We start from the raw sequence: 19,209 nt of genomic DNA on the forward strand, positions 1-19,209 counted from the left end.
ATTTGAGAATTTGCGGTAAAATTTGGTCGCGAAATCATAAATTTAAGGGCGAAAATGATCTATCTGGTCGGGTCAAATTTGGAATTTGAGGGCGTAAAGACGCTGGTTTTAAACGAGATCAAATTTAATAAATTTAGCGTAAATTTAGCCGAATTTGACGCGCTAGTTTTGACCTCTAAAAACTCCGTAAACGCGCTAAAATTTAATCAAATTTCGCCCGCTAGTTTGCAAATTTACTCCATCGGCGACGGCACTAGCCGTGCGGCCGGCGAGTTTGGCTTTGCTCAAATTTACACTGCAAAAAACGCTCACGGAAACGACTTTGCCGCCGAGATCGCACCGCTTCTAAAGGGCAAAAAAACATTATTTTTAAGAGCGCGCGAGACGGCTTCGAGCGTGGGCGAAATTTTGTGGGAAAGCGGCGTAAATTTGACGCAAATAATCGCCTACGAAAACGTCTTTAAGCCGCTTGAAAATGAGCAAAAACCGCCCAAAAACTCGGCGATCATTTTTACCGCTCCCTCGGCGGTGCGAAATTTTGTGCGAAATTTCGGCTGGGATGAGAGCTATAAAGCCGTCGCTATCGGGCTTACGACGGCAAAAGAGCTAGAAATTTTTACCTCGCCCGCAGTGAGCGCTCAGCAAAATATAAATTCCTGCGTAAGCCTCGCAAAAACGCTACTTTAAGCTAAAATTTTATATAATAGCCTTGCCTGAGTGATTTGGCAGCGTATTTTTATAGGGTCCAACACATTAGTTTCGGCGAAGATGTGCGGCGACCGTGTGACGCGGCTTCGTTTGAGCGTGCAAGCGCGAGAAGTTGCGACCTAAAGGAACCGCCTATTTGCAAGGTTGGCTTTGAATTTTCGGGCCACTTATATGCGCACCGCTCACTTGGGTTTTTATTTTTGGAGAAATTATGAAAATTTTGATAATCGGAAGCGGCGGGCGCGAGTACTCCATAGCTCTAAAACTTCAAGAATCCCGCAAACACGAGCTTTTCTTTGCTCCGGGCAACGGAGCCACCTCAAAGCTCGGCACTAATCTAAACATCAAAGACTATAATCAGCTCGCAGAATTTGCCGAGACTGAGCAAATAGAACTAACGATTGTCGGTCCAGAAGCGCCGTTAAGCGATGGCGTCGTGGATATCTTTAAGGCGCGAAATTTAAATATTTTCGGACCGAGCAAGGCTGCGGCTAGGCTTGAGGGTAGTAAGGCGTTTATGAAGGACTTTTTGGCTAGAAACGCTATCCGAACGGCGGCCTATCTAAATACCGACGATTACGATTCTGCGGCCAAATTTATCGACTCTCTTGCTGCTCCCGTCGTCGTTAAGGCCGACGGACTGTGCGCTGGCAAAGGCGTGATAATAGCACAAAGCCGCGAGGAAGCAAAGGCCGCGGCTAAGGGTATGCTAAGCGGAGAGAGCTTTGGCGAGGCGGGCAAACGCGTGGTCGTGGAGGAGTTTTTAGACGGATTTGAGCTCAGTTTTTTTGCGATTTGCGACGGCGAAAATTTCGTTAGCTTGCCGGTAGCGCAAGATCATAAGCGCCTAAAAGATAACGACGAAGGACCAAATACCGGCGGCATGGGCGCATACGCTCCTAGTCCGCTAGCAAGCCCCGAGCTAATAAAACAGGTCGAAGAAGAGGTCGTAAAACCGACTCTAAAAGGCATGAAAGCCGAGGGAAATCCTTTCTGCGGCGTGCTTTTTGTGGGGCTTATGGTGGTTAAAGGTATGCCGTACGTGCTTGAGTTTAATGTGCGTTTCGGCGATCCTGAGTGCGAAGTGCTAATGCCGTTAATAGATGGCGATCTGGGTGAAATTTTATTAAACGCGGCAAAAGGCGATCTAAAACCCGTGAAGCTAAAAGACGAATTTGCCGTCGGGGTTGTGATGGCTACTAAAAATTATCCTTTTTCAAGCTCGCCTAGGGCCAAAATCAGCGTAAAAAACGTGCCTGAAAACTCGCACATAGCATTTGCCGGCGTGAGCGAACAGGGCGGCGAGATATATGCCGACGGCGGACGAGTGCTAGTATGCGTGGGACTTGGCAAAAGTATAAAACAAGCGCAACAAAAGGCCTATGAGCTTTGCGAAAACGTAGAATTTGACGGCGCGCAGTACCGAAAAGATATCGCCTGGCAAATGCTAAAAGGGCGCGAATGAGAAGGAGCGTCATCGACAGGCTCGAAAACGAAAATATCACGCTCGCTAGCGTCAGCAAAAGAGCCGTCGCGTGGGGGATAGATAAATTTCTCATCTCGTTTTTGTTTTATGCCGTTTACTACGAGAATTTTGACGGACTAGACTACGAGCAAATCAGTGCGTTAGCTATAGAAATGATACCGCAGATAGTCTTGCTCGAGGTTATTTACCAGACGTTTTTTACGTGGTATTGCGGCGCTAGTATCGGCAAGGTCACGATGAAGATCGTGTGCGTGGATATCGATCTGCTAGATAAACCCAATCTGCTAAATTCTCTCACCCGCTCTTTGGTGCGCATTATCAGCGAAAACGCGTTTTTTCTAGGTTTTGCATGGGCGTTTTCAAATCCATTATTTCAAACGTGGCAAGATAAGGCCGCGAAAACGGTAGTTATAAATGTTTACTAGAATTTTTTTGACGCTTATTTTCGGGGCTTTTAGTTGCTATGCCGTTCAAAATTTCGAGCTTTTAGCCGATGACGTAAAGCGCGACGACGGCGTTGTTACGGCAGATAAAAACGTGCTTGTTTATTCGCAAGATTATTTGATGAGCGCGGATAGAGCCGTTTACGATCAGCAAAAAGAAATTTTGGAGCTTTTCGGTAATGTAAATTTGATAAGAAATAAGGACGAAATCTCGCGCTGCTCGTACGCAAAGATCGATCTGAATAGCAAAGATAGCAACTATGAGACGCTATTTATGATGAACCGCGACATGGAAGTATGGATGCAAAGCGACGAGAGCAACAGTACGTCCGAATTTTACAGAGTAAACGGTGCGGTCGTGTCAAGCTGCAACGTCCAAGACCCGGACTGGAAGATTAAATTTAGCAGCGGTAAACTAAACCGCGAGAGTAAATTTTTACATCTATTTAACCCCGTATTTTACGTCGGAAACGTCCCCGTGTTTTATCTGCCGTATTTTGGCTTTTCCACCGATACGCGCAGACGTACCGGACTTTTGCCGCCGGAGCTTGGCTACGGCAAAAACGACGGATTTTACTACAAACAACCGATCTACATCGCCGAATACGACAGCTGGGACTTGCAGTTTGATCCGCAAATTCGCACTAGACGCGGCACGGGTATCTACGGTACGTTTAGATTTGCCGATTCGCCGTATTCCAGAGGCTCGGTGACGCTAGGCGCATTTAGAGATACCGAGGGCTACCGCCAAAGACAGATCGAGAAAAACTCGCTAAGACTTCCTCTAAAAAATAAAACGCATAAAGGCGCTGAGGTCAAATACGAGCGCGACAGGCTCGTTAAGCACCTAATAAGCGAGGATTTGCAAGAGGGCTTGTGGCTTGATGCTACGGCGCTAAATGATATCGACTATATAAATTTGAAAAAGCGCGGCGCGGGTAGCGACGACAATCCTCTCGTGACGTCAAAGCTAAACTATTTTCTAAGTAGCGATAAGCACTATTTTGGCGCATACGCGAGATATTACGTAAATACCTCAAAAATCGGTAGCCCAAACGAAAACAAAGATACGCTGCAGGAGTATCCAAGCTTTCAGTATCATAAATTTACCGATAGCTTTATTTTGCCTAACGTGCTTTACTCAGTTGATTTAAGCTCGCATAACTACACGAGAAGAATCGGCGTAAAAGCGACGCAGTATGAGTTTAATCTGCCGGTTTCTTTTCACCTACCTTTGGCGGACGATTATCTTAAATTTTCTTACTATCACTATCTATACGCCACTCACGTGGATTATGCAAAAAAAATGTATCGCCCGACCGGAGATGAGGATAGAAGCGCAAACTATATAGAAAACTATCACAAATTCTCGCTTTATACGGATCTAGCTAAAGCTTATGAGAGCTTTTATCATAGCGTGAATTTAGGTGTTGACTACGTCGTAAAAGCCTACAACGAAGGCGACCTGCCCGATAAATACGAAACTGCCGAGGATGACGGCAACGTATACGTCTACGATATGCTCGGACGAAAATACCAAAGCTTTATAAATCCTCAGCATACTAGAGACGAGATTTCAGCCAGAGCGACGCAGTATTTCTTTAACGAAAATGGAAGAAAATTTTTACGACATACGATTTCGCAGGGTTATTATACGAAAGAGAACAAGCGCTCAAATTTGAAAAATATAATCGGCTGGTATCCGCTAGCAAATTTATCTTTTTACAATAGGCTTGAGTATTCGCACGTAAATAAATACTTTGAAAAAGTCCAAAGCGGCGCGAGCTATACTCACGATAAATTCGGCGCTAGCCTCTGGCACACGATGCAAAGAAAAAATGCGCAGGAAAAGCAAAACTATCTACACCTAAACGGTTACGTCGAGCTTCCGCATAACTATAGACTATTTAGCGGTACCCAGTATGACCTCGAGCGCGACTATAACAAGCAGTGGCAGCTAGGCGTCTCTCACCGCAGAAAGTGCTGGAACTACACCTTTGTCTACGAAGAGGAGCTTGAGCCTACGACGACCACGAGCGGAACAGCCGCCAAAAAATCAAGAGGCGTTTACTTCTTTATAAATTTCTATCCGATGGGCGGCGTGCATTACGACTTTTCGGTAGGACAGACGACACAGGGTAGCTGATGGGCAACTACGAAGACTTTATGTTTAAAAATCAGCTCGAAGCAGCCGAAAAGCTACTTGAAATTTTGCCCAAAAAAGAGCTGGTCGCGGGCGAATATCTGATGATATGCAGCTCTATAGACTCGGTTATCATGGTCGATAGCGTGGCTCGCGGACTAAATTTGAGCTACGAGATTTTATTTTGCGAGCGCATCTTTGCTCCGAATAACCCAGAGTGCGAAATCGCGATGGTTAGCGAAAAGGACGACGTGGTGCTAAACGACGAGCTGATTCGGAGCTTTGGCATTAGCTACGACTTCGTTTACGGCGAGGCCGACCGTAAGTACGACGAAAAGATCCTAAAAAACGTCTATAAATTTAGAAAAGGCAATCTCATCGGCGATCTAAAGGATAGAAACATCCTGCTCATCGACGAGGGCTGCGAGACGGGACTCACGGCGCTAACCTGCCTAAAAACGCTTATGCGCGAGAGGGTAAAATCGGTCACCTACGCTACGCCACTCATAGCTACCGACGTCGCCGCAGCTATCGCGCCGCTAGTGGATGAAATTTATGCCGTGCACAAGATCGCAAATTTTATCGAGGTGGATTTTTACTACGAAAACAAAATCGAACCAAAACCCGAAACCGTGCTTTCTATATTAGAGGAGAGTCCGTTTTATATACCATTACAAAAACAAGGAGATGTCAGGGCATGCAGTATTCAATAGAAGTCAATAATCAAGTTGAAATTTACGATATAAACAAGGTTGCCAAACAAGCTAGCGGTGCGGTGCTTTTACGCGTAAAAAATACCGTCGTTTTAGCCACCGTCGCTCGCGAGGACACGCAAGTTAGCGAGGATTTTTTACCGCTAACAGTACAATACATCGAAAAAACGTACGCAGCGGGTAGGATTCCCGGCGGCTACGTAAAAAGAGAAACCAAGCCGGGGGATTTTGAGACGCTAACTTCGCGTATCATCGACCGTTCGCTTCGTCCGCTTTTTCCAAAGGGCTACGCATACCCGACGCAAATCGTCGTTATGGTGCTATCTTGCGATCCCGAGGTTGATTTGCAAGTCGTCGGTCTAAATGCAGCCTCAGTCGCGCTTTATCTTAGCGACATCCCTGTAAATGCGCCTGTTTGCGGCGTGCGCGTGGGATATATAGACAATAAATTCGTGATAAATCCTAGCAACTCCGAGCTAAAAACTTCGGCGCTCGATCTTTACGTGGCTGGCGTTAAAGACGAGCTTTTGATGATCGAGATGAGAAGTATCGCGACGGAAAAAGACGAGATAGTACCTATCGCGCTAGATCCTATGATGGATCCGAATTTAGGCGGCGGCGTGATAGCGATGCAGGACATGAACGAATTTAGCGAAGATCTCATCGTGGAGGCGATCGCGCAGGCCGGTAAAGCCATACTTCGCGCCTCAAACGCTTATGAAGAAGCATTTAGTCAGCATAAAAAAGAAGACGCGCAGCTAGAGCTAAAACCGGAGATTGAAAACGAGAGCGTGGCGGTTTATCTAAACGAATTTTATAAAAACGACGTAAAAGCCGCGATAAATCAGATGGCTAAAAGCGAGCGCGCTAGCGAACTAACTAAAATCGCTAAGCAAATTTTGACCGATGAAGTAGCTCAAAAAGAGGGTTGGGAGGAGGAGGTCGTCTCTAACGTCCTAGCTAAATTTAAGAAAAAAATCGTCCGCGAGCAGATCATAAACGAGGGCGTTCGTGCCGACGGCAGAGGGCTTAAGGAGGTTCGCCCGATCAGCATCGAGACGAATATCCTGCCAAACGCCCACGGTAGCTGCCTCTTTACCCGCGGCCAGACGCAAGCTCTAGTAGTCGCGACCCTAGGCACCGACGGCGACGCGCAGATGTATGATATGCTAACGGAAAAAGGCGCCGTGACGGATAAATTTATGTTTAACTATAACTTCCCGGGCTTTAGCGTCGGCGAGGCTAGCCCGCTAAAGGCTCCGGGCAGACGCGAGCTAGGTCATGGCAATCTCGCTAAACGCGCGCTTGCGCCTAGCATCGACGTAAATTCGCCTTACACGATCAGACTCGTGTCCGAAATTTTAGAAAGTAACGGCTCAAGCTCGATGGCCAGCGTTTGCGGCGGCTCTTTGGCGCTGAGAGCTGCCGGCGTCGATACGCCAAAACTAGTCGCGGGCGTTGCGATGGGACTAATTTTCGAGGGCGAAAAACACGCTGTTCTAACCGACATCATGGGACTAGAGGATCACGACGGCGACATGGACTTTAAAGTTGCTGGTAGCAAAGACGGCATAACCGCGCTTCAGATGGATATAAAACTGGGCGGTATCAGCCTTGACGTGCTAAAAGAGGCGCTTTTGCAGGCGCGTGAGGGTAGGCTGCATATATTAAATTTGATGGAAAAAGCAAACGAAAATATCTCCGTAAACGAAGATATACTGCCTAAACTAGAGCTTTTTAGCGTTGATCCGGGCAAGATCGTTGACATCATCGGACAAGCCGGCAAAACGATAAAAGAGATCATCGAAAAATTTGACGTCGCTATCGATCTCGACCGCGAAAAAGGCGAGGTAAAGATTGCCGGCGCGCAAAAATCAAGCGTAGACGCGGCTAAAGATTATATCATCCAAATCGTCTCAAAAGACGGCGGTAAGGGCTTTGGCGGCAAAAGAGGCGGCAGAGACGGCAAGCCTCACAAAACGCCCGAATTTAATGTCGGAGACGAATTTGAGGGCGAGGTAAAAAGCGTGGTAGAATTTGGTGCCTTTATCGGGCTTCCCGGCGGCGTGGACGGACTTTTGCATATCTCAAAGATCAAAACGCCTCTAAAAGCCGGCGATAAGGTCAAGGTAAAAATCAGCGAGCAAAAAGGGCACAAAATTTCCCTTTCTCTAGCGCAATAAATTTAAAGGAGAACCGATGCAGTATAAAAAAATATTTTTCCCAATCGGCGCGGGCGACGACGTGAAAGAGCGTATCAGAGGGGCTTTGCTGGTCGCTAAGCATTTCAACAGCCACATCGAGATTTTGGCTTGCCAGCTAGATCCAGGCGTCGTTTATAATATGAAAATGACGCTTCGAGGCGGCGTGCTTTATGACGAGTTTTTAAAGGCGGCGAAAGCGGAGCTCGGCGTCGAGCACGAGCGCAACGAGACTATTTTTCATAAACTTTGCGAAGAGCTAGACGTTCAGATCAGCGACGAGCCGATCGAGGGCAAGACGACGGCTAAATTTACCACAAAAAGCGGTAAGCGAAGCGTGGTGGTCGAGCAGGAGTCTAAATTTTGCGATATGGTAGTCGCCGCAGTACCGCTTGACGGTAAGATCACGGGTACGTTTGAGGCGGCGGTGCTAAAAAGCGGTAAAACGGCTATCACGATACCAAGGCGCATAACGAGCTTTAAGGCCGACAATATCCTAGTTAGCTGGAACGGCTCGACGCAAAACTCGCGTGCCGTAAGTAGCTCGATCGAGCTACTAAAAAAAGCTAAAAAGGTGCATTGCATCACTTGCATGCCGCATTCTGGCGACGGTAGCGCAGAGGAAAATCTAAAAAAACTAGAAGAGTACCTAAAACTGCACGGCATACAGGCGACTTACGAGGTCGTGAGCACGACTTCGGTGCCGGGCGAGGCGTTGCTAAGAAGCGCTAAAGAGGGCGGATTTGACCTGATCGTGGCGGGCAGATACGGCGAAAACGGCTTTTTGGAGATATTTTTGAGCGGTACTTCGAGATATTTCCTTAAAAATACGACAATACCGGTCTTTATGTAAGACAAAATTTGGAGCCGAATTTTCAAATTTGACGTTTGGCTCCAATGCAAATTTAAGCGACTGGCTTCTTATAGGAGCTCGGTCGCTTTTTTATTTTAGAATTGACTACAGGCGCTTACCGATTAAATTTGAGATTTTCCTTTTCTCATGCTCTGCTATTATTGTAAATTTAGATATAAATTATAACGTATTAAATTTGTCTTGCAGGGCTGTTACTTTTGACGATTTTTAAAACTTAAATTGTTGATTTGATTTTTGCGGTTATTTAAATTTGTAAACTTTTTAAAGTGGCGGCTACTAAAACATTCTAATAGACTTAAGCTCTTTAATGCATTATGGCAACCGCAAGAGAGCTTGTGTATATTGATCTATTTATGCGTGTTTGCATTTTAGGCTAGCAGATTATTGATGGTTTTAAGAGTTTTTGTTGGGAATTAATAAGAATTATGGTGCGACCTGCGAGATTTGAACTCGCACACCCTTCGGCACTACCACCTCAAAGTAGCGTGTCTACCGTTCCACCAAGGTCGCACGTGGATTAAAAGAACAAAGAGCGGGACGAGCCCGCCCGAGATTACAACATTGGGTTTGCGTAAAGAACGATTAGCGCGATAACTAGTGCGTAGATAACTTGCGCTTCGATCATCGCAAGAGCAACGAACATAGTCGTAGTTAGCTTGCTGCCCACGCCAGGGTTTCTAGCCGTGCCTGAGATTGTCGCAGAGGCGGTATTTCCCATACCGATAGCGCCGCCAAGAGCCGCTAGGCCTAGACCAACTGCTGCTGCAAGAACAGAGTAAGATTTTAGCATTTCGCCGCCGTCCGCAAACGCGAAGCTAGCAAAAGCCATCATTAAGAAAACAACTTTTTTCATAAAGTCTCCTTGTAAATTTAAGCCATTTCGGATCAGACCCCTACTTTGAAGCTTTGATAGCGCATTTTATAAAAATTTAGCTTTGAGTTACTTAAAACAGAAAAAATTTTTCATAAATTTTCCGCTCGTCAAATTTGCTGCCGCGTAGTGCTACAAATTTACAAAAAATTTCAGCGATGTTTCGTTTTTCTACGAATTTATTTAAAAATTAGAATTTTAAAAGCTTTTTTATGCTAGCCTCGCTTCTGAAATTTCAAATACTAAGGTTAAATTTGGCGCAGGATAAATTTTCAAAAATCGGCTTTATCTTAGCCGTCGCGGGCTCTGCGGTGGGGCTTGGAAATGCGTGGAAATTCCCGTATTTAGTCGGTCAAAACGGCGGTTCGGCCTTCGTGCTTTTGTATCTTTTTATGACGTTTTTTATCGGACTTGCGATATTTTTCGGCGAGATAGCTATCGGTAAGCTTTCCGAATCCGACCCCGTAAACGCCTTTAAAAAGCTTGCTCCAAAATACAAAGAAACCTGGAAATTTGCGGGTTTTACGATGATAGGCGCGATCATTATCGCCTCTTTTTACACGGTCATCATCGGATGGATACTAAAATACGCAGTAATGGTAATAACCGAGCTGCCAAAAGACGTCGAGGCTTCGGAGAAAATTTTCGGAAATTTCTACGCTAACGACGCCGCGTCTCAAATTTTTTACTTTACGATCGTGTTTTTCCTCTGTATTTTTATCGTATCAAAGGGCATAAAAAGCGGCATAGAGCGCGTAAACGTCTGGATGATGCCTTCGCTTCTTATCTTGCTTATCATTATGCTTAGCTACTCGTTTACGATGGACGGCTTCGTGCAGTCGGTGAAATTTTTGCTGGTTCCTGATTTTTCAAAACTAGGCGTAAGTAGCATTCTAACCGCGCTTGGACTGGCATTTTTTACGCTGTCTCTAGGTGTCGGCGTCATCATCGTTTACTCTGCGTCGCTGCCCGATAATACCAATCTCGTTAGCTCATCGATCATCATCGTCGTGATAAACGTCGTGATGGGCATTTTGATGGGACTTGTTATCTTTACCTTCGTGTTTGAGTTCGGCGCGACGCCTAGTCAGGGCGTGGGGCTCGTGTTTATCTCGCTGCCTACGCTGTTTGCCAAGCTCGGCACGCTCGGACACGTACTTGCGTTTGCGTTTTTTTCGGCTCTGCTTTTTGCGGGCATTACCTCGGCTATCTCGATGCTAGAGCCGTTTACGCACTATCTTATCCGAGAATTTGGCTTTTCTCGTAAAAAAGCCCTCGCGTTAATCGGCGCTTTCATCTACTGCATGGGCATTTTGTGCATACTTTCAAGCATCGAAGGCGTTAAGGAAAATTTGGTATTTTTCGGCAAGAGCTTTTTTGACTGCCTTGATTTTCTTAGCTCAAACATCATCATGCCTATCGGCGGGATTACGGTGTCGATTTTCGTCGGCTTTGTCATCAAAAAAGACGCGCTTTACATACTTTTTGGGCCGTATATGAGCAGGGCCGTTTTTGAAATTTGGTATTTTATGATTAGATTCGTAGCTCCTATTAGCATCGTCATTATTACCATAAATGCGCTAAGAGGCTAACCGTGGCAAGCGATAAATTTTCTAAAATAGGATTTATATTATCCATCGTGGGTGCTGCGATCGGGCTTGGCAATGCGTGGAAATTTCCATATATGGTCGGCGCAAACGGCGGCTCGGCGTTCGTGCTTTTGTATCTTGTTTTTGCCGTTGCGGTTGGGCTGAGTATATTTTTTGCCGAGATGGCGATGGGCAAAATTTCAAACGCCGATCCAGTTAATGCCTTTCGCTCGCTCGCCCCTAAAAACGGCAAATTTTGGGGGTATGCCGGCGTCATAATGATAACGGGCGTTTTGGTTGCGTCGTTTTATACGGTCATCATCGGCTGGGTTATTAGGTACTCGGTCTTATCTCTTGGCGAACTTCCGCAAAGTATCGCGGTTTCGGGCGAAAATTTCGGCAAATTTATAAGCTCTGATATCTCGGGCCAAATTTTATACTTTAGCATCGCGTTCGCGGCCTATTTTTTCATCCTCTCAAAGGGCATAAAAGGCGGCATCGAGCGCATAAATTTATGGCTTTTGCCGACGCTTTTCTTGCTACTTATTTTTATGCTGATTTACTCGATGCAGATGGGCGGATTTTCGCAGGCGGCGGAGTTTTTGCTAGTGCCTGATTTTTCTAAGATCACGAGCGAGGCGGTGTTTGTAGCTCTGGGGCTTGCGTTTTTTACGATGTGCGTGGGTATCGGAGCGATAGCTACGTATTCGGTGAGCCTGGATGACAAGACCAATCTTTTCACCTCTTCGCTCTACGTCGTGGCGCTAAACATCATCGTTAGTGTCGTCATCGGACTCATCGTTTTTACATTCGTTTTCGAGTACGGCGAGCAGCCTAGCCAGGGCGTGGGACTTGCGTTTATATCGCTGCCTACGCTGTTTGCTAAGCTGGGAGCGATGGGGAATGTTTTAAGCTTTATATTTTTTACCGCGCTTATTTTTGCGGGGCTTACGTCGGCTATCTCGATGGTCGAGCCGCTCGTTTTTTATCTCATAAACGAGTTTAAGATCCCTCGCCTGCGCGCTATCGCGATCGTTGGCGTTTGCGTTTACTGCCTAGGCACGCTTTGCGCGCTTTCAAATATCGCCGAATTTAAAGACGCGCTCACGTTTTTCGGCAAGGGATTTTTTGACGTTTTAGACTATCTTAGCTCAAATATCATGCTACCGCTGGGCGGTATCGTGATCGCGGTATTTGTCGGCTACGCTATGAAAAGACGCAGCCTAGAGGAGCTATTTTTGCCGTATATGGGTAGGGCGGTTTTTGAAATTTGGTATTTTTTACTGCGATTCGTTGCGCCGATTTGCATTTTGGCGATAATGATAAGACAAATTTTGGGGAGTTAAATGGAACGAAATTTAAAAAAAGTAGAGCGATTTTTCGGTAAATTAGGCGACATCGCGGGTTATGCCTGCGTACTCGTGATGTTTTTGATGATCGCGGACGTTTTTTTTAACGTCACGGCGAGATATTTTTTCAAATACGGCAACGTAGGCCTCCAAGAGCTTGAGTGGCACTTTTTTAGCATCATCATCCTGCTTGGCATGAGCTACGCATTAAAAGACGACGCACACGTGCGAGTGGATATATTTTACGAAAAGATGAGCGTAAAAAAAAGAGCGCTTATAAATATGGCGGGCGTTATCCTTTTTATCCTACCGCTTGCGCTTTTGGTCGCGTGGCTGAGCTGGGACTACGTCGTGGAGGCGTACGAGAGCGGCGAGGGTAGCGCAGATCCGGGCGGCTTGCCGTATCGCTGGGTTATCAAGGCCTTTATACCGTTTAGCTTCTGGCTACTTATATTTTTTAGCGTCGGATACTTTATAAAGTGGCTAAACGTCTATCTGGATGCTCGGTCAAATTTAAGCGAGACGGGCAAATTTGACGCAAATTTAAGCAAAACCGCGCAACAAGGAGAGGGAAAATGACCGGCATAGTAATGTTTTTAGCCGCACTTTTTATGCTTGCTATCGGATTTAGCGTCGCATTTACGTTTGGCGCGATAGCCGTTATTTTCGGACTCATCGGCGGTATGGTCGAGAGCTTTGGCGACGGCAACGGCTTTATGGGCGGGCTTGAGATTTTTAAAGAGACCTTTAACTTTATGCCTTACCGCATCTACTCGATAATGGAAAATAAAATCCTCATCGCCGTACCGCTTTTCGTTTTTATGGGTATTATTTTACAAAAGACCAAGCTAGCCGAGAGGTTGCTCGAGAGTATGGCGTTTTTATTCGGCGAGATTCGCGGTGGCGTGGCGATCAGCACCGTGCTAGTGGGCGCGCTACTAGCCGCATCTACGGGCGTTGTGGGCGCTAGCGTCGTAGCTATGGGCGTTATGAGCTTGCCCGTTATGCTAAAGTACAACTACAACAAGGCTCTAGGCTGCGGTACTATCTGCGCTTCTGGTACGCTTGGACAGATCATCCCGCCTTCGATCGTTTTGATTATCCTGGGCGACGTATTTACGGTGCCTGTGGGTGATCTTTTCCGCGAGGCGATATATCCGGGTCTTGCGCTCGTGGGCGCTTATATAGCCTATATCCTCATCGTCTCTTACGTCAAAAAGGACTACGCGCCGCCCGTCGTCGTAGAGAGCGACGTGCCTAAATCAAAGCAAATTTTAAACGCTATCCTTGCAATTTTGCCGCCGTTGGTGCTTGTCGTGCTGGTGCTTGGTTCGATATTCGAAGGCATCGCTACGCCGACGGAGAGTTCGGCGTTTGGCTGCGTGGGCGCGATCTTGCTTTCTGTTTTTTACAGGACTTTTTCGTTTAAAATGCTAAAAGAAGCGCTTGAAGAGAGCGTCAAAACCACGGCCGTCGTCTTTACCATCCTTATCGGCGCGACCGCATTTTCGATGGTGTTTAGCTACATCGGCGGCGACGAGATCGTTGAGGAAGTGATGTCAAATTTGCCGGGCGAAAAATGGGGTTTTATTATCTTAGCTATGATTACGATTTTTGCGCTAGGATTTTTTATAGACTTCGTCGAGATTTCGTATATCGTGCTGCCGATCTTGGCGCCGATTGCCGTAAATTTAGGCATAAATCCGCTATATTTTGCTATCGTTATCGCGATGAACTTACAGACTTCGTTTCTCACGCCTCCGTTTGGCTTTAGTCTCTTTTACCTAAAAGGCGTGGCACCGGCAGAGGTCAAGACCTCTGACATCTACCGCGGCGTGGTGCCTTTTATCGCGATACAAATTTTAGTTCTGATCATCTTTACGATTATCTTGCTAGGCTAAAATTTATCTTTGTAAGGCTATAATCTCTTAAATTCACCCAAAGGAGAGAAAATGAGAGAAATAGCCTTAGTTTCGGCGTTTGCCCTGATCGCGAGCGCCGAAAGCAACCTGATAGAAATCTACAAAAACGCCTCATTTATACATCAAAACTTTAGCAATCAAAAAAGCGAATTTAGCCTAAATTTGCCCGATTTCGTCGAGCTTGAGGATATCGACGTGGCCGCGTCGTGCGAGCTGCTAAGTCTAAATTTAAACGAAGCAAAGCCCGCAGAAAACGAGGCCTACGCTAAATTTAAGCAAAACGAAAAAGAGCTTGAGGAGCTAAACGACAAGCTAAACGCGCTAAACTCCAAAAACGCTTTTTTAAATAATTTTCCGGCTTTTAAAGAGCAAAGCGTCGCAAATTTGGACGCCGACGGCGATAAATTTTACGAAGCGGTGCTAAAAAACCTAGCCCAAATTTCGCAAACCAAAAAGCAAATCGACGAGCTGAAAAAGAAAATGAACGCGGCCGAGGTTAAAAATTTTCAAAAGCTTGATTTGAAATTCGAATGCGACCCAAAACAGGTCAAGATCTCCTATCCCGTGGGCGTTAACGTAAATTTAAAAAATAAAATCCATGCCGACGTCGCAAAAGGCAAGGTCGAAATCTCGCAAAATTTAACCGTGACAAATCCGCTGGGTATAGATTTAAACTCTCTTACTATCGCGCTTTATCCGTTTTACTACTCGTCAAATTTGACGCCCGCTCCGTTTTATCCGCGCTACGAAGGCAAGCCGGCGCCGCGAAATATGATACCGCTGGCGGCCGCGCCGATGATGGAGGCTAGTGCCGATATGGCGCCGCGAAAGGCATACGCAAAGAAAAATAGCGTCAAAGACGTGCAGTCAATCAACGAGCAAAACGCGCTCGCAAACGCGTGGCGCATAGAGGGCGTGAGTCTAAAAGCGGACGAAACGGCGGACTTTGCCTACGACAAGCAGAGTTTGGATGCTAAATTTGACCTCGTCATCGACGGCTACGGCAGCGCAGGCGCGTTCGTTAGAGCCGCGTTTAAGCCTGAGCGAAGCATAGAGGGCGCGCAAAGCGAGTTTAAGATTGACGGTATAAATATCGGCAAAAGATACGTAGGCTACGCCGCCGGCGAGGAGGCAAAGGAGTTTTTCGGCAAAAACGAGCTTGTTAGCGTAAAAAAAGAAGCTAACGGCGAATATACGAAAGAGTCGTTTTTCGGCTCGAAAAACAAGATCTCGCGCGGGTATAAATACAGCATCAAAAACGGCTCTAAACTCGCATGGGACGTGGTTTTAGAGGAGCAAGTGCCCGTCAGCGCGCACGAGAGCGTAAGCGTGAGCGTGAAAAACGATCCGAAAGAAAACGAGATCGGTAAAGACGGCAAAGTAACGTGGAAATTTGCGCTCAAACCAAATGAGAGCAAGGAGATAAATTTCTCCTATGAGCTAACTAAGCCGAGCGAATAAGATTGTAAATTTCTTGTTGCGGCTTGTCTCGCGAGCGCTTTTCCGAGATTTCGCAAAATTTTCGCTCCGCAGGCTATATGCCTAGCGCACGCTCAATTTTGCTTCAAAACTCGAAAAATCATCTCGCGATACTTCGCCTTAACTTTTACTATTCAAATTTGAAGTCAAATTTGCAAATTTAAGCTACCGAGACCTGCGCCTTGAAAATGCAAATTTAAACCTGCGGCGCGAAAGCGTCAAATTTAAACCTGCACGCAGTGCAGCAACCTCTCACGTCGTAGGGGTTGGGGGATCCGTTAAGGGGGAAGGGAGCGACCTCGTAATTCAAGCCCCTTCCCCCTTAATAAAGAAGCAAGACGATTCCAAAGAATTATTTCTGTTTAGAGAAATTTAAACGTATAGCGTCAAATTTAAAAACCAAATTTTTGAGTTTTCAAGATGCTGGTCTCAGCGCGTCAAATTTTATAAATTTAACTCCAAATTTACCAGTCAAATTTAACCTGCAACAGCTAAAAACCAAACTCGGCGTAAAATTCGTTCAGGTAGTCCGAGTAGTATGTGTTGCCGTTTCTAGCGTCAAATTTGCCCGCTATCTCTAGAGCTATCTTGTAGTCGTTCTCTTCGCCAAACGCGCTAACTGCGATGAAAAATCGCAGGTCGTTCAGATCGTCGTTGCTATCGAGTATGGCGTGCGAGTGTTTGCGAGCTAAGCTTAACGCCGTCTCGCGCTCATCCAGCCTAACGGCGATCTCGATTAGCGGCGCGATCTGATTTATGACGCGAGGATTTGACTCGATCGTCGCCGCGGCCTTGGGTAGCAGGGTTTTCGCCTCCTCTATCTTGCCTGTTTTAATCATGCTAAAAAGTATCGGCGTGTAGGTCGTGTGAGGCACTTCGCCGCAGGTTAGCTCGCCCGAGAGTATCGGCGCGGCAAGCTCCAGCGCGGCCTCATGCTCGCCGGCAAAATTTAAATACGCGATCTCATCGCTAGCCTCGCATGCCTCGCAATCATTCATATCGTCTTTGGCGAGCTTTTTCCACAGCTCGTAGTTTGCCTTCGCTTCTCTAGCATCGCCCATGTCTATGTTTTGATTCATCAAGGCCTTGTAGTATGAGGCCAGTGAGATCTCCATGCGCTCGTAGTAAAACGCCATCGCCTCGTTTGCCTCGTCTATGAGCTCCTTTTCTATCATGGAGCTTTTGGCGACGCCCGAGACGATCCATTTAAATTTCCACAGGCAGTCCGCAAAGTCGTCAAAATTCGGATACTCGTTCTCGTTTTCTTTTAAATTTTGCGCGATATAGTCCGTGAGCCACATTAGCGCTCTGGTTCTTAAAAACGCGCCGAATTTTTCAAATTCGTCGTTTAAAACAAAGTCGCAAATTTGCGCGGCAAACGCCAAATCCCGCGCATCTACGGCGTCTCTTATCTCGTTAAATAAAAACTCTTCCTTATCGGCTAATTTATCAAATTTTTTTAGCTTTTTATAAAGCTCTTCTAGCGTGCGCTCTTGCATTTGCTCCCCTCGTTAAACATTTTTGTGATAATGCTTTGATTTTATTATATCCACTTAATCTAAAACAAGGTAAAATTAGCACGATTTTGAAATTTTATAAGGCGGCAAAATGGCGAAAAAATTTATAGACGTTATGGATACTACCTTTAGAGACGGCTTTCAGTCGGTTTTCGGCGCGCGCGTGGCGATGGCTGATTTTTTACCCGCGGTTAGCGCGGCTAAAGAGGCCGGCATAACGCACTTTGAGTTTGGCGGCGGGGCGCGATTTCAGAGCCTTTATTTTTATTTGAACGAAGATGCGTTTGCGATGATGGATAAATTTCGCGAAACGGTCGGGCCCGAGGCAAACCTGCAAACTCTAAGCCGCGGCGTAAATACCGTGACGCTAGACACGGGCAGCCGCGAGCTAGTCGATCTGCACGCGAAGCTCTTTAAAAAGCATGGCACGACCACGATACGAAACTTCGACGCGCTAAACGACGTGGAAAATTTAAAATTTTCCGGCGAACGTATCGCTCATCACGGCTTAAAGCACGAAGTGGTCGTCACGATGATGGATCTGCCCGCGGGCTGTTCGGGCGCGCACGACGTGGCGTTTTACGAGCGGATTTTGCGCGAAATTTTAGACGCGGGCATCCCGTATCACAGCGTTTGTTTCAAAGACGCCAGCGGCACCTCTAGCCCGCAAAAAGTATATGAGACCATCAAAATGGCTCGCAAACTCCTCCCGCAAAATACCCACATCAGACTCCACACCCACGAAACCGCAGGCGTTAGCGTCGCTTGCTATATGGCCGCTCTAGAAGCGGGCGCAGACGGCATCGATCTAGCCGCAAGCCCCGTTAGCGGCGGCACCAGCCAGCCAGATATCCTAACGATGCTGCATGCCGTTAAGGGCAAAAACTACGATCTGGGCGGACTTGACGTGGAGAAAATTCTAAAATACGAAAGCGTACTCGGCGAATGCTTGAAAGATTATTTCCTGCCGCCCGAAGCCGTGCAGGTTAGCCCGCTCATCCCGTTTAGCCCGATGCCGGGCGGCGCGCTAACGGCAAATACCCAAATGATGCGCGATAATAATATCTTGGATAAATTCCCCGAGGTCATCCTAGCGATGCGCGAAGTCGTGCAAAAGGGCGGCTACGGCACGAGCGTGACGCCGGTTAGTCAGTTTTATTTCCAGCAGGCGTTTAATAACGTAATGTTTGGCCCGTGGAAAAAGATCGCCGAGGGCTACGGTAAAATGGTGCTAGGCTACTTCGGCAAGACGCCCGTAGAGCCCGACAAGAGCGTGGTTAAGCTAGCTAGCGAGCAGTTAAGCTTAAAACCGACCAAAGAGCATGCCATGGATATCGCGGATAAAGACGAGAGCAAGTCGCTTAAATTTACGCGCGAGCTGCTTAAAAAAGAGGGCATCGAGCCTAGCGAGGAAAATATCTTTATCGCTGCGGCGTGCAAAGAAAAGGGCATCGTGTTTCTAAAAGGCGAAGGCAAGGTAAATATCCGAAAAAAATCGACAAATACGTGCGAAACGAGCGCGCCGACCCCTCGCGCGAAAACTCCGATAAACGAAAAATACAGCGTCACCGTAAATGGCAAGAAATTTGACGTCGAGGTCGCGGACGCAGACGGCAAAGCCGAGATAAAAAGCGTAAAACCCGCAAGCGTAGCGCATATGCCGCCTCCGGAGCTCTCTCCGGCCAAAACGACCGGCGGCAGCGGTGAGCCGGTTAAAAGCACGCTTCCGGGAAACGTGTTCAAAATCCTAGTCGCAGTGGGCGATAGCGTGAAAAAGGGACAAAGGATGTTTGTGCTGGAGGCTATGAAGATGGAAATAGACGTCAATGCCCCAAAAGACGGGCTGGTAACGTCTATCGAGGTACAGCAAGGACAAACCGTAGCAAACGGTCAAATTTTAGCGAAAATTTAATC

General features: G+C 46.7%; 15 protein-coding genes and 1 tRNA gene. 13 read left to right on the forward strand and 3 right to left on the reverse strand.

Annotated elements, in window-relative coordinates; genetic code table 11:
- Positions 1 to 54: 54 nt before the first annotated feature.
- From E4V70_RS08240 to E4V70_RS08270, 7 genes are all read left to right on the forward strand, one after another.
- Positions 55 to 687 carry a uroporphyrinogen-III synthase gene (locus tag E4V70_RS08240; RefSeq protein WP_122862630.1) on the forward strand — a complete coding sequence of 211 codons (633 nt, stop codon included), beginning with the start codon at positions 55 to 57 and terminating at the stop codon, positions 685 to 687.
- Between the two features lie 232 nt (positions 688 to 919).
- A complete protein-coding gene (gene purD, locus E4V70_RS08245; RefSeq protein WP_122862631.1) occupies positions 920 to 2,173 on the forward strand; it encodes a phosphoribosylamine--glycine ligase in 1,254 nt (417 codons plus the stop codon).
- Entirely contained in the window at positions 2,170 to 2,619 is a 450-nt protein-coding gene (locus E4V70_RS08250; RefSeq protein ID WP_122862632.1) for an RDD family protein, read from the forward strand. The genes purD and E4V70_RS08250 overlap by 4 nt, the downstream gene beginning before the upstream one ends.
- On the forward strand, positions 2,609 to 4,783 hold the full coding sequence (locus E4V70_RS08255) for an LPS-assembly protein LptD (protein WP_122862633.1): 2,175 nt from the start codon (positions 2,609 to 2,611) through the stop codon (positions 4,781 to 4,783). Before E4V70_RS08250 ends, E4V70_RS08255 begins: the two co-directional genes overlap by 11 nt.
- Positions 4,783 to 5,493: a phosphoribosyltransferase family protein gene (locus E4V70_RS08260; RefSeq protein ID WP_232037849.1), complete on the forward strand. Its 711-nt coding sequence runs from the start codon at positions 4,783 to 4,785 to the stop codon at positions 5,491 to 5,493. The genes E4V70_RS08255 and E4V70_RS08260 overlap by 1 nt, the downstream gene beginning before the upstream one ends.
- Positions 5,478 to 7,676 (forward strand): polyribonucleotide nucleotidyltransferase, encoded by a 2,199-nt coding sequence (locus tag E4V70_RS08265; protein ID WP_122862634.1) that lies wholly within the window; start codon positions 5,478 to 5,480, stop codon positions 7,674 to 7,676. Before E4V70_RS08260 ends, E4V70_RS08265 begins: the two co-directional genes overlap by 16 nt.
- Positions 7,677 to 7,692: 16 nt before the next feature.
- Positions 7,693 to 8,547 carry a universal stress protein gene (locus tag E4V70_RS08270; RefSeq protein ID WP_122862635.1) on the forward strand — a complete coding sequence of 285 codons (855 nt, stop codon included), beginning with the start codon at positions 7,693 to 7,695 and terminating at the stop codon, positions 8,545 to 8,547.
- A gap of 447 nt (positions 8,548 to 8,994) precedes the next feature.
- Here the strand turns inward: E4V70_RS08270 and E4V70_RS08275 are convergent.
- Both E4V70_RS08275 and E4V70_RS08280 read right to left on the reverse strand, forming a co-directional pair.
- A tRNA-Leu gene (locus E4V70_RS08275) sits at positions 8,995 to 9,078 on the reverse strand.
- Positions 9,079 to 9,121: 43 nt separating this feature from the next.
- Complete coding sequence (locus E4V70_RS08280) at positions 9,122 to 9,421, reverse strand: F0F1 ATP synthase subunit C (protein ID WP_122862636.1); 300 nt, start codon at positions 9,419 to 9,421, stop codon at positions 9,122 to 9,124.
- Positions 9,422 to 9,651: 230 nt separating this feature from the next.
- Here E4V70_RS08280 and E4V70_RS08285 point away from each other — a divergent pair, with 230 nt between their 5' ends.
- From E4V70_RS08285 to E4V70_RS08305, 5 genes are read left to right on the forward strand one after another with little or no spacing between them, the layout of a single operon-like run.
- Entirely contained in the window at positions 9,652 to 11,031 is a 1,380-nt protein-coding gene (locus E4V70_RS08285; RefSeq protein ID WP_122862637.1) for a sodium-dependent transporter, read from the forward strand.
- A gap of 2 nt (positions 11,032 to 11,033) precedes the next feature.
- Positions 11,034 to 12,374 (forward strand): sodium-dependent transporter, encoded by a 1,341-nt coding sequence (locus tag E4V70_RS08290; protein ID WP_122862638.1) that lies wholly within the window; start codon positions 11,034 to 11,036, stop codon positions 12,372 to 12,374.
- Positions 12,375 to 12,956: a TRAP transporter small permease subunit gene (locus E4V70_RS08295; protein ID WP_122862639.1), complete on the forward strand. Its 582-nt coding sequence runs from the start codon at positions 12,375 to 12,377 to the stop codon at positions 12,954 to 12,956. It begins immediately after the preceding gene.
- Positions 12,953 to 14,278 carry a TRAP transporter large permease gene (locus E4V70_RS08300; protein ID WP_122862640.1) on the forward strand — a complete coding sequence of 442 codons (1,326 nt, stop codon included), beginning with the start codon at positions 12,953 to 12,955 and terminating at the stop codon, positions 14,276 to 14,278. The genes E4V70_RS08295 and E4V70_RS08300 overlap by 4 nt, the downstream gene beginning before the upstream one ends.
- Before the next feature lie 51 nt (positions 14,279 to 14,329).
- Positions 14,330 to 15,760, forward strand: a complete 1,431-nt coding sequence (locus tag E4V70_RS08305) for a DUF4139 domain-containing protein (RefSeq protein WP_122862641.1) — start codon at positions 14,330 to 14,332, stop codon at positions 15,758 to 15,760.
- Positions 15,761 to 16,269: 509 nt separating this feature from the next.
- Here the strand turns inward: E4V70_RS08305 and E4V70_RS08310 are convergent.
- On the reverse strand, positions 16,270 to 17,277 hold the full coding sequence (locus tag E4V70_RS08310; RefSeq protein WP_122862642.1) for a hypothetical protein: 1,008 nt from the start codon (positions 17,275 to 17,277) through the stop codon (positions 16,270 to 16,272).
- 109 nt (positions 17,278 to 17,386) lie between these two features.
- Between E4V70_RS08310 and E4V70_RS08315 the strand changes: the two genes are divergently transcribed.
- Positions 17,387 to 19,207: a biotin/lipoyl-containing protein gene (locus E4V70_RS08315; RefSeq protein WP_122862643.1), complete on the forward strand. Its 1,821-nt coding sequence runs from the start codon at positions 17,387 to 17,389 to the stop codon at positions 19,205 to 19,207.
- Positions 19,208 to 19,209 lie beyond the last annotated feature (2 nt).

Source organism: Campylobacter showae (assembly GCF_900699785.1).
Lineage (GTDB): Bacteria > Campylobacterota > Campylobacteria > Campylobacterales > Campylobacteraceae > Campylobacter_A > Campylobacter_A showae_D.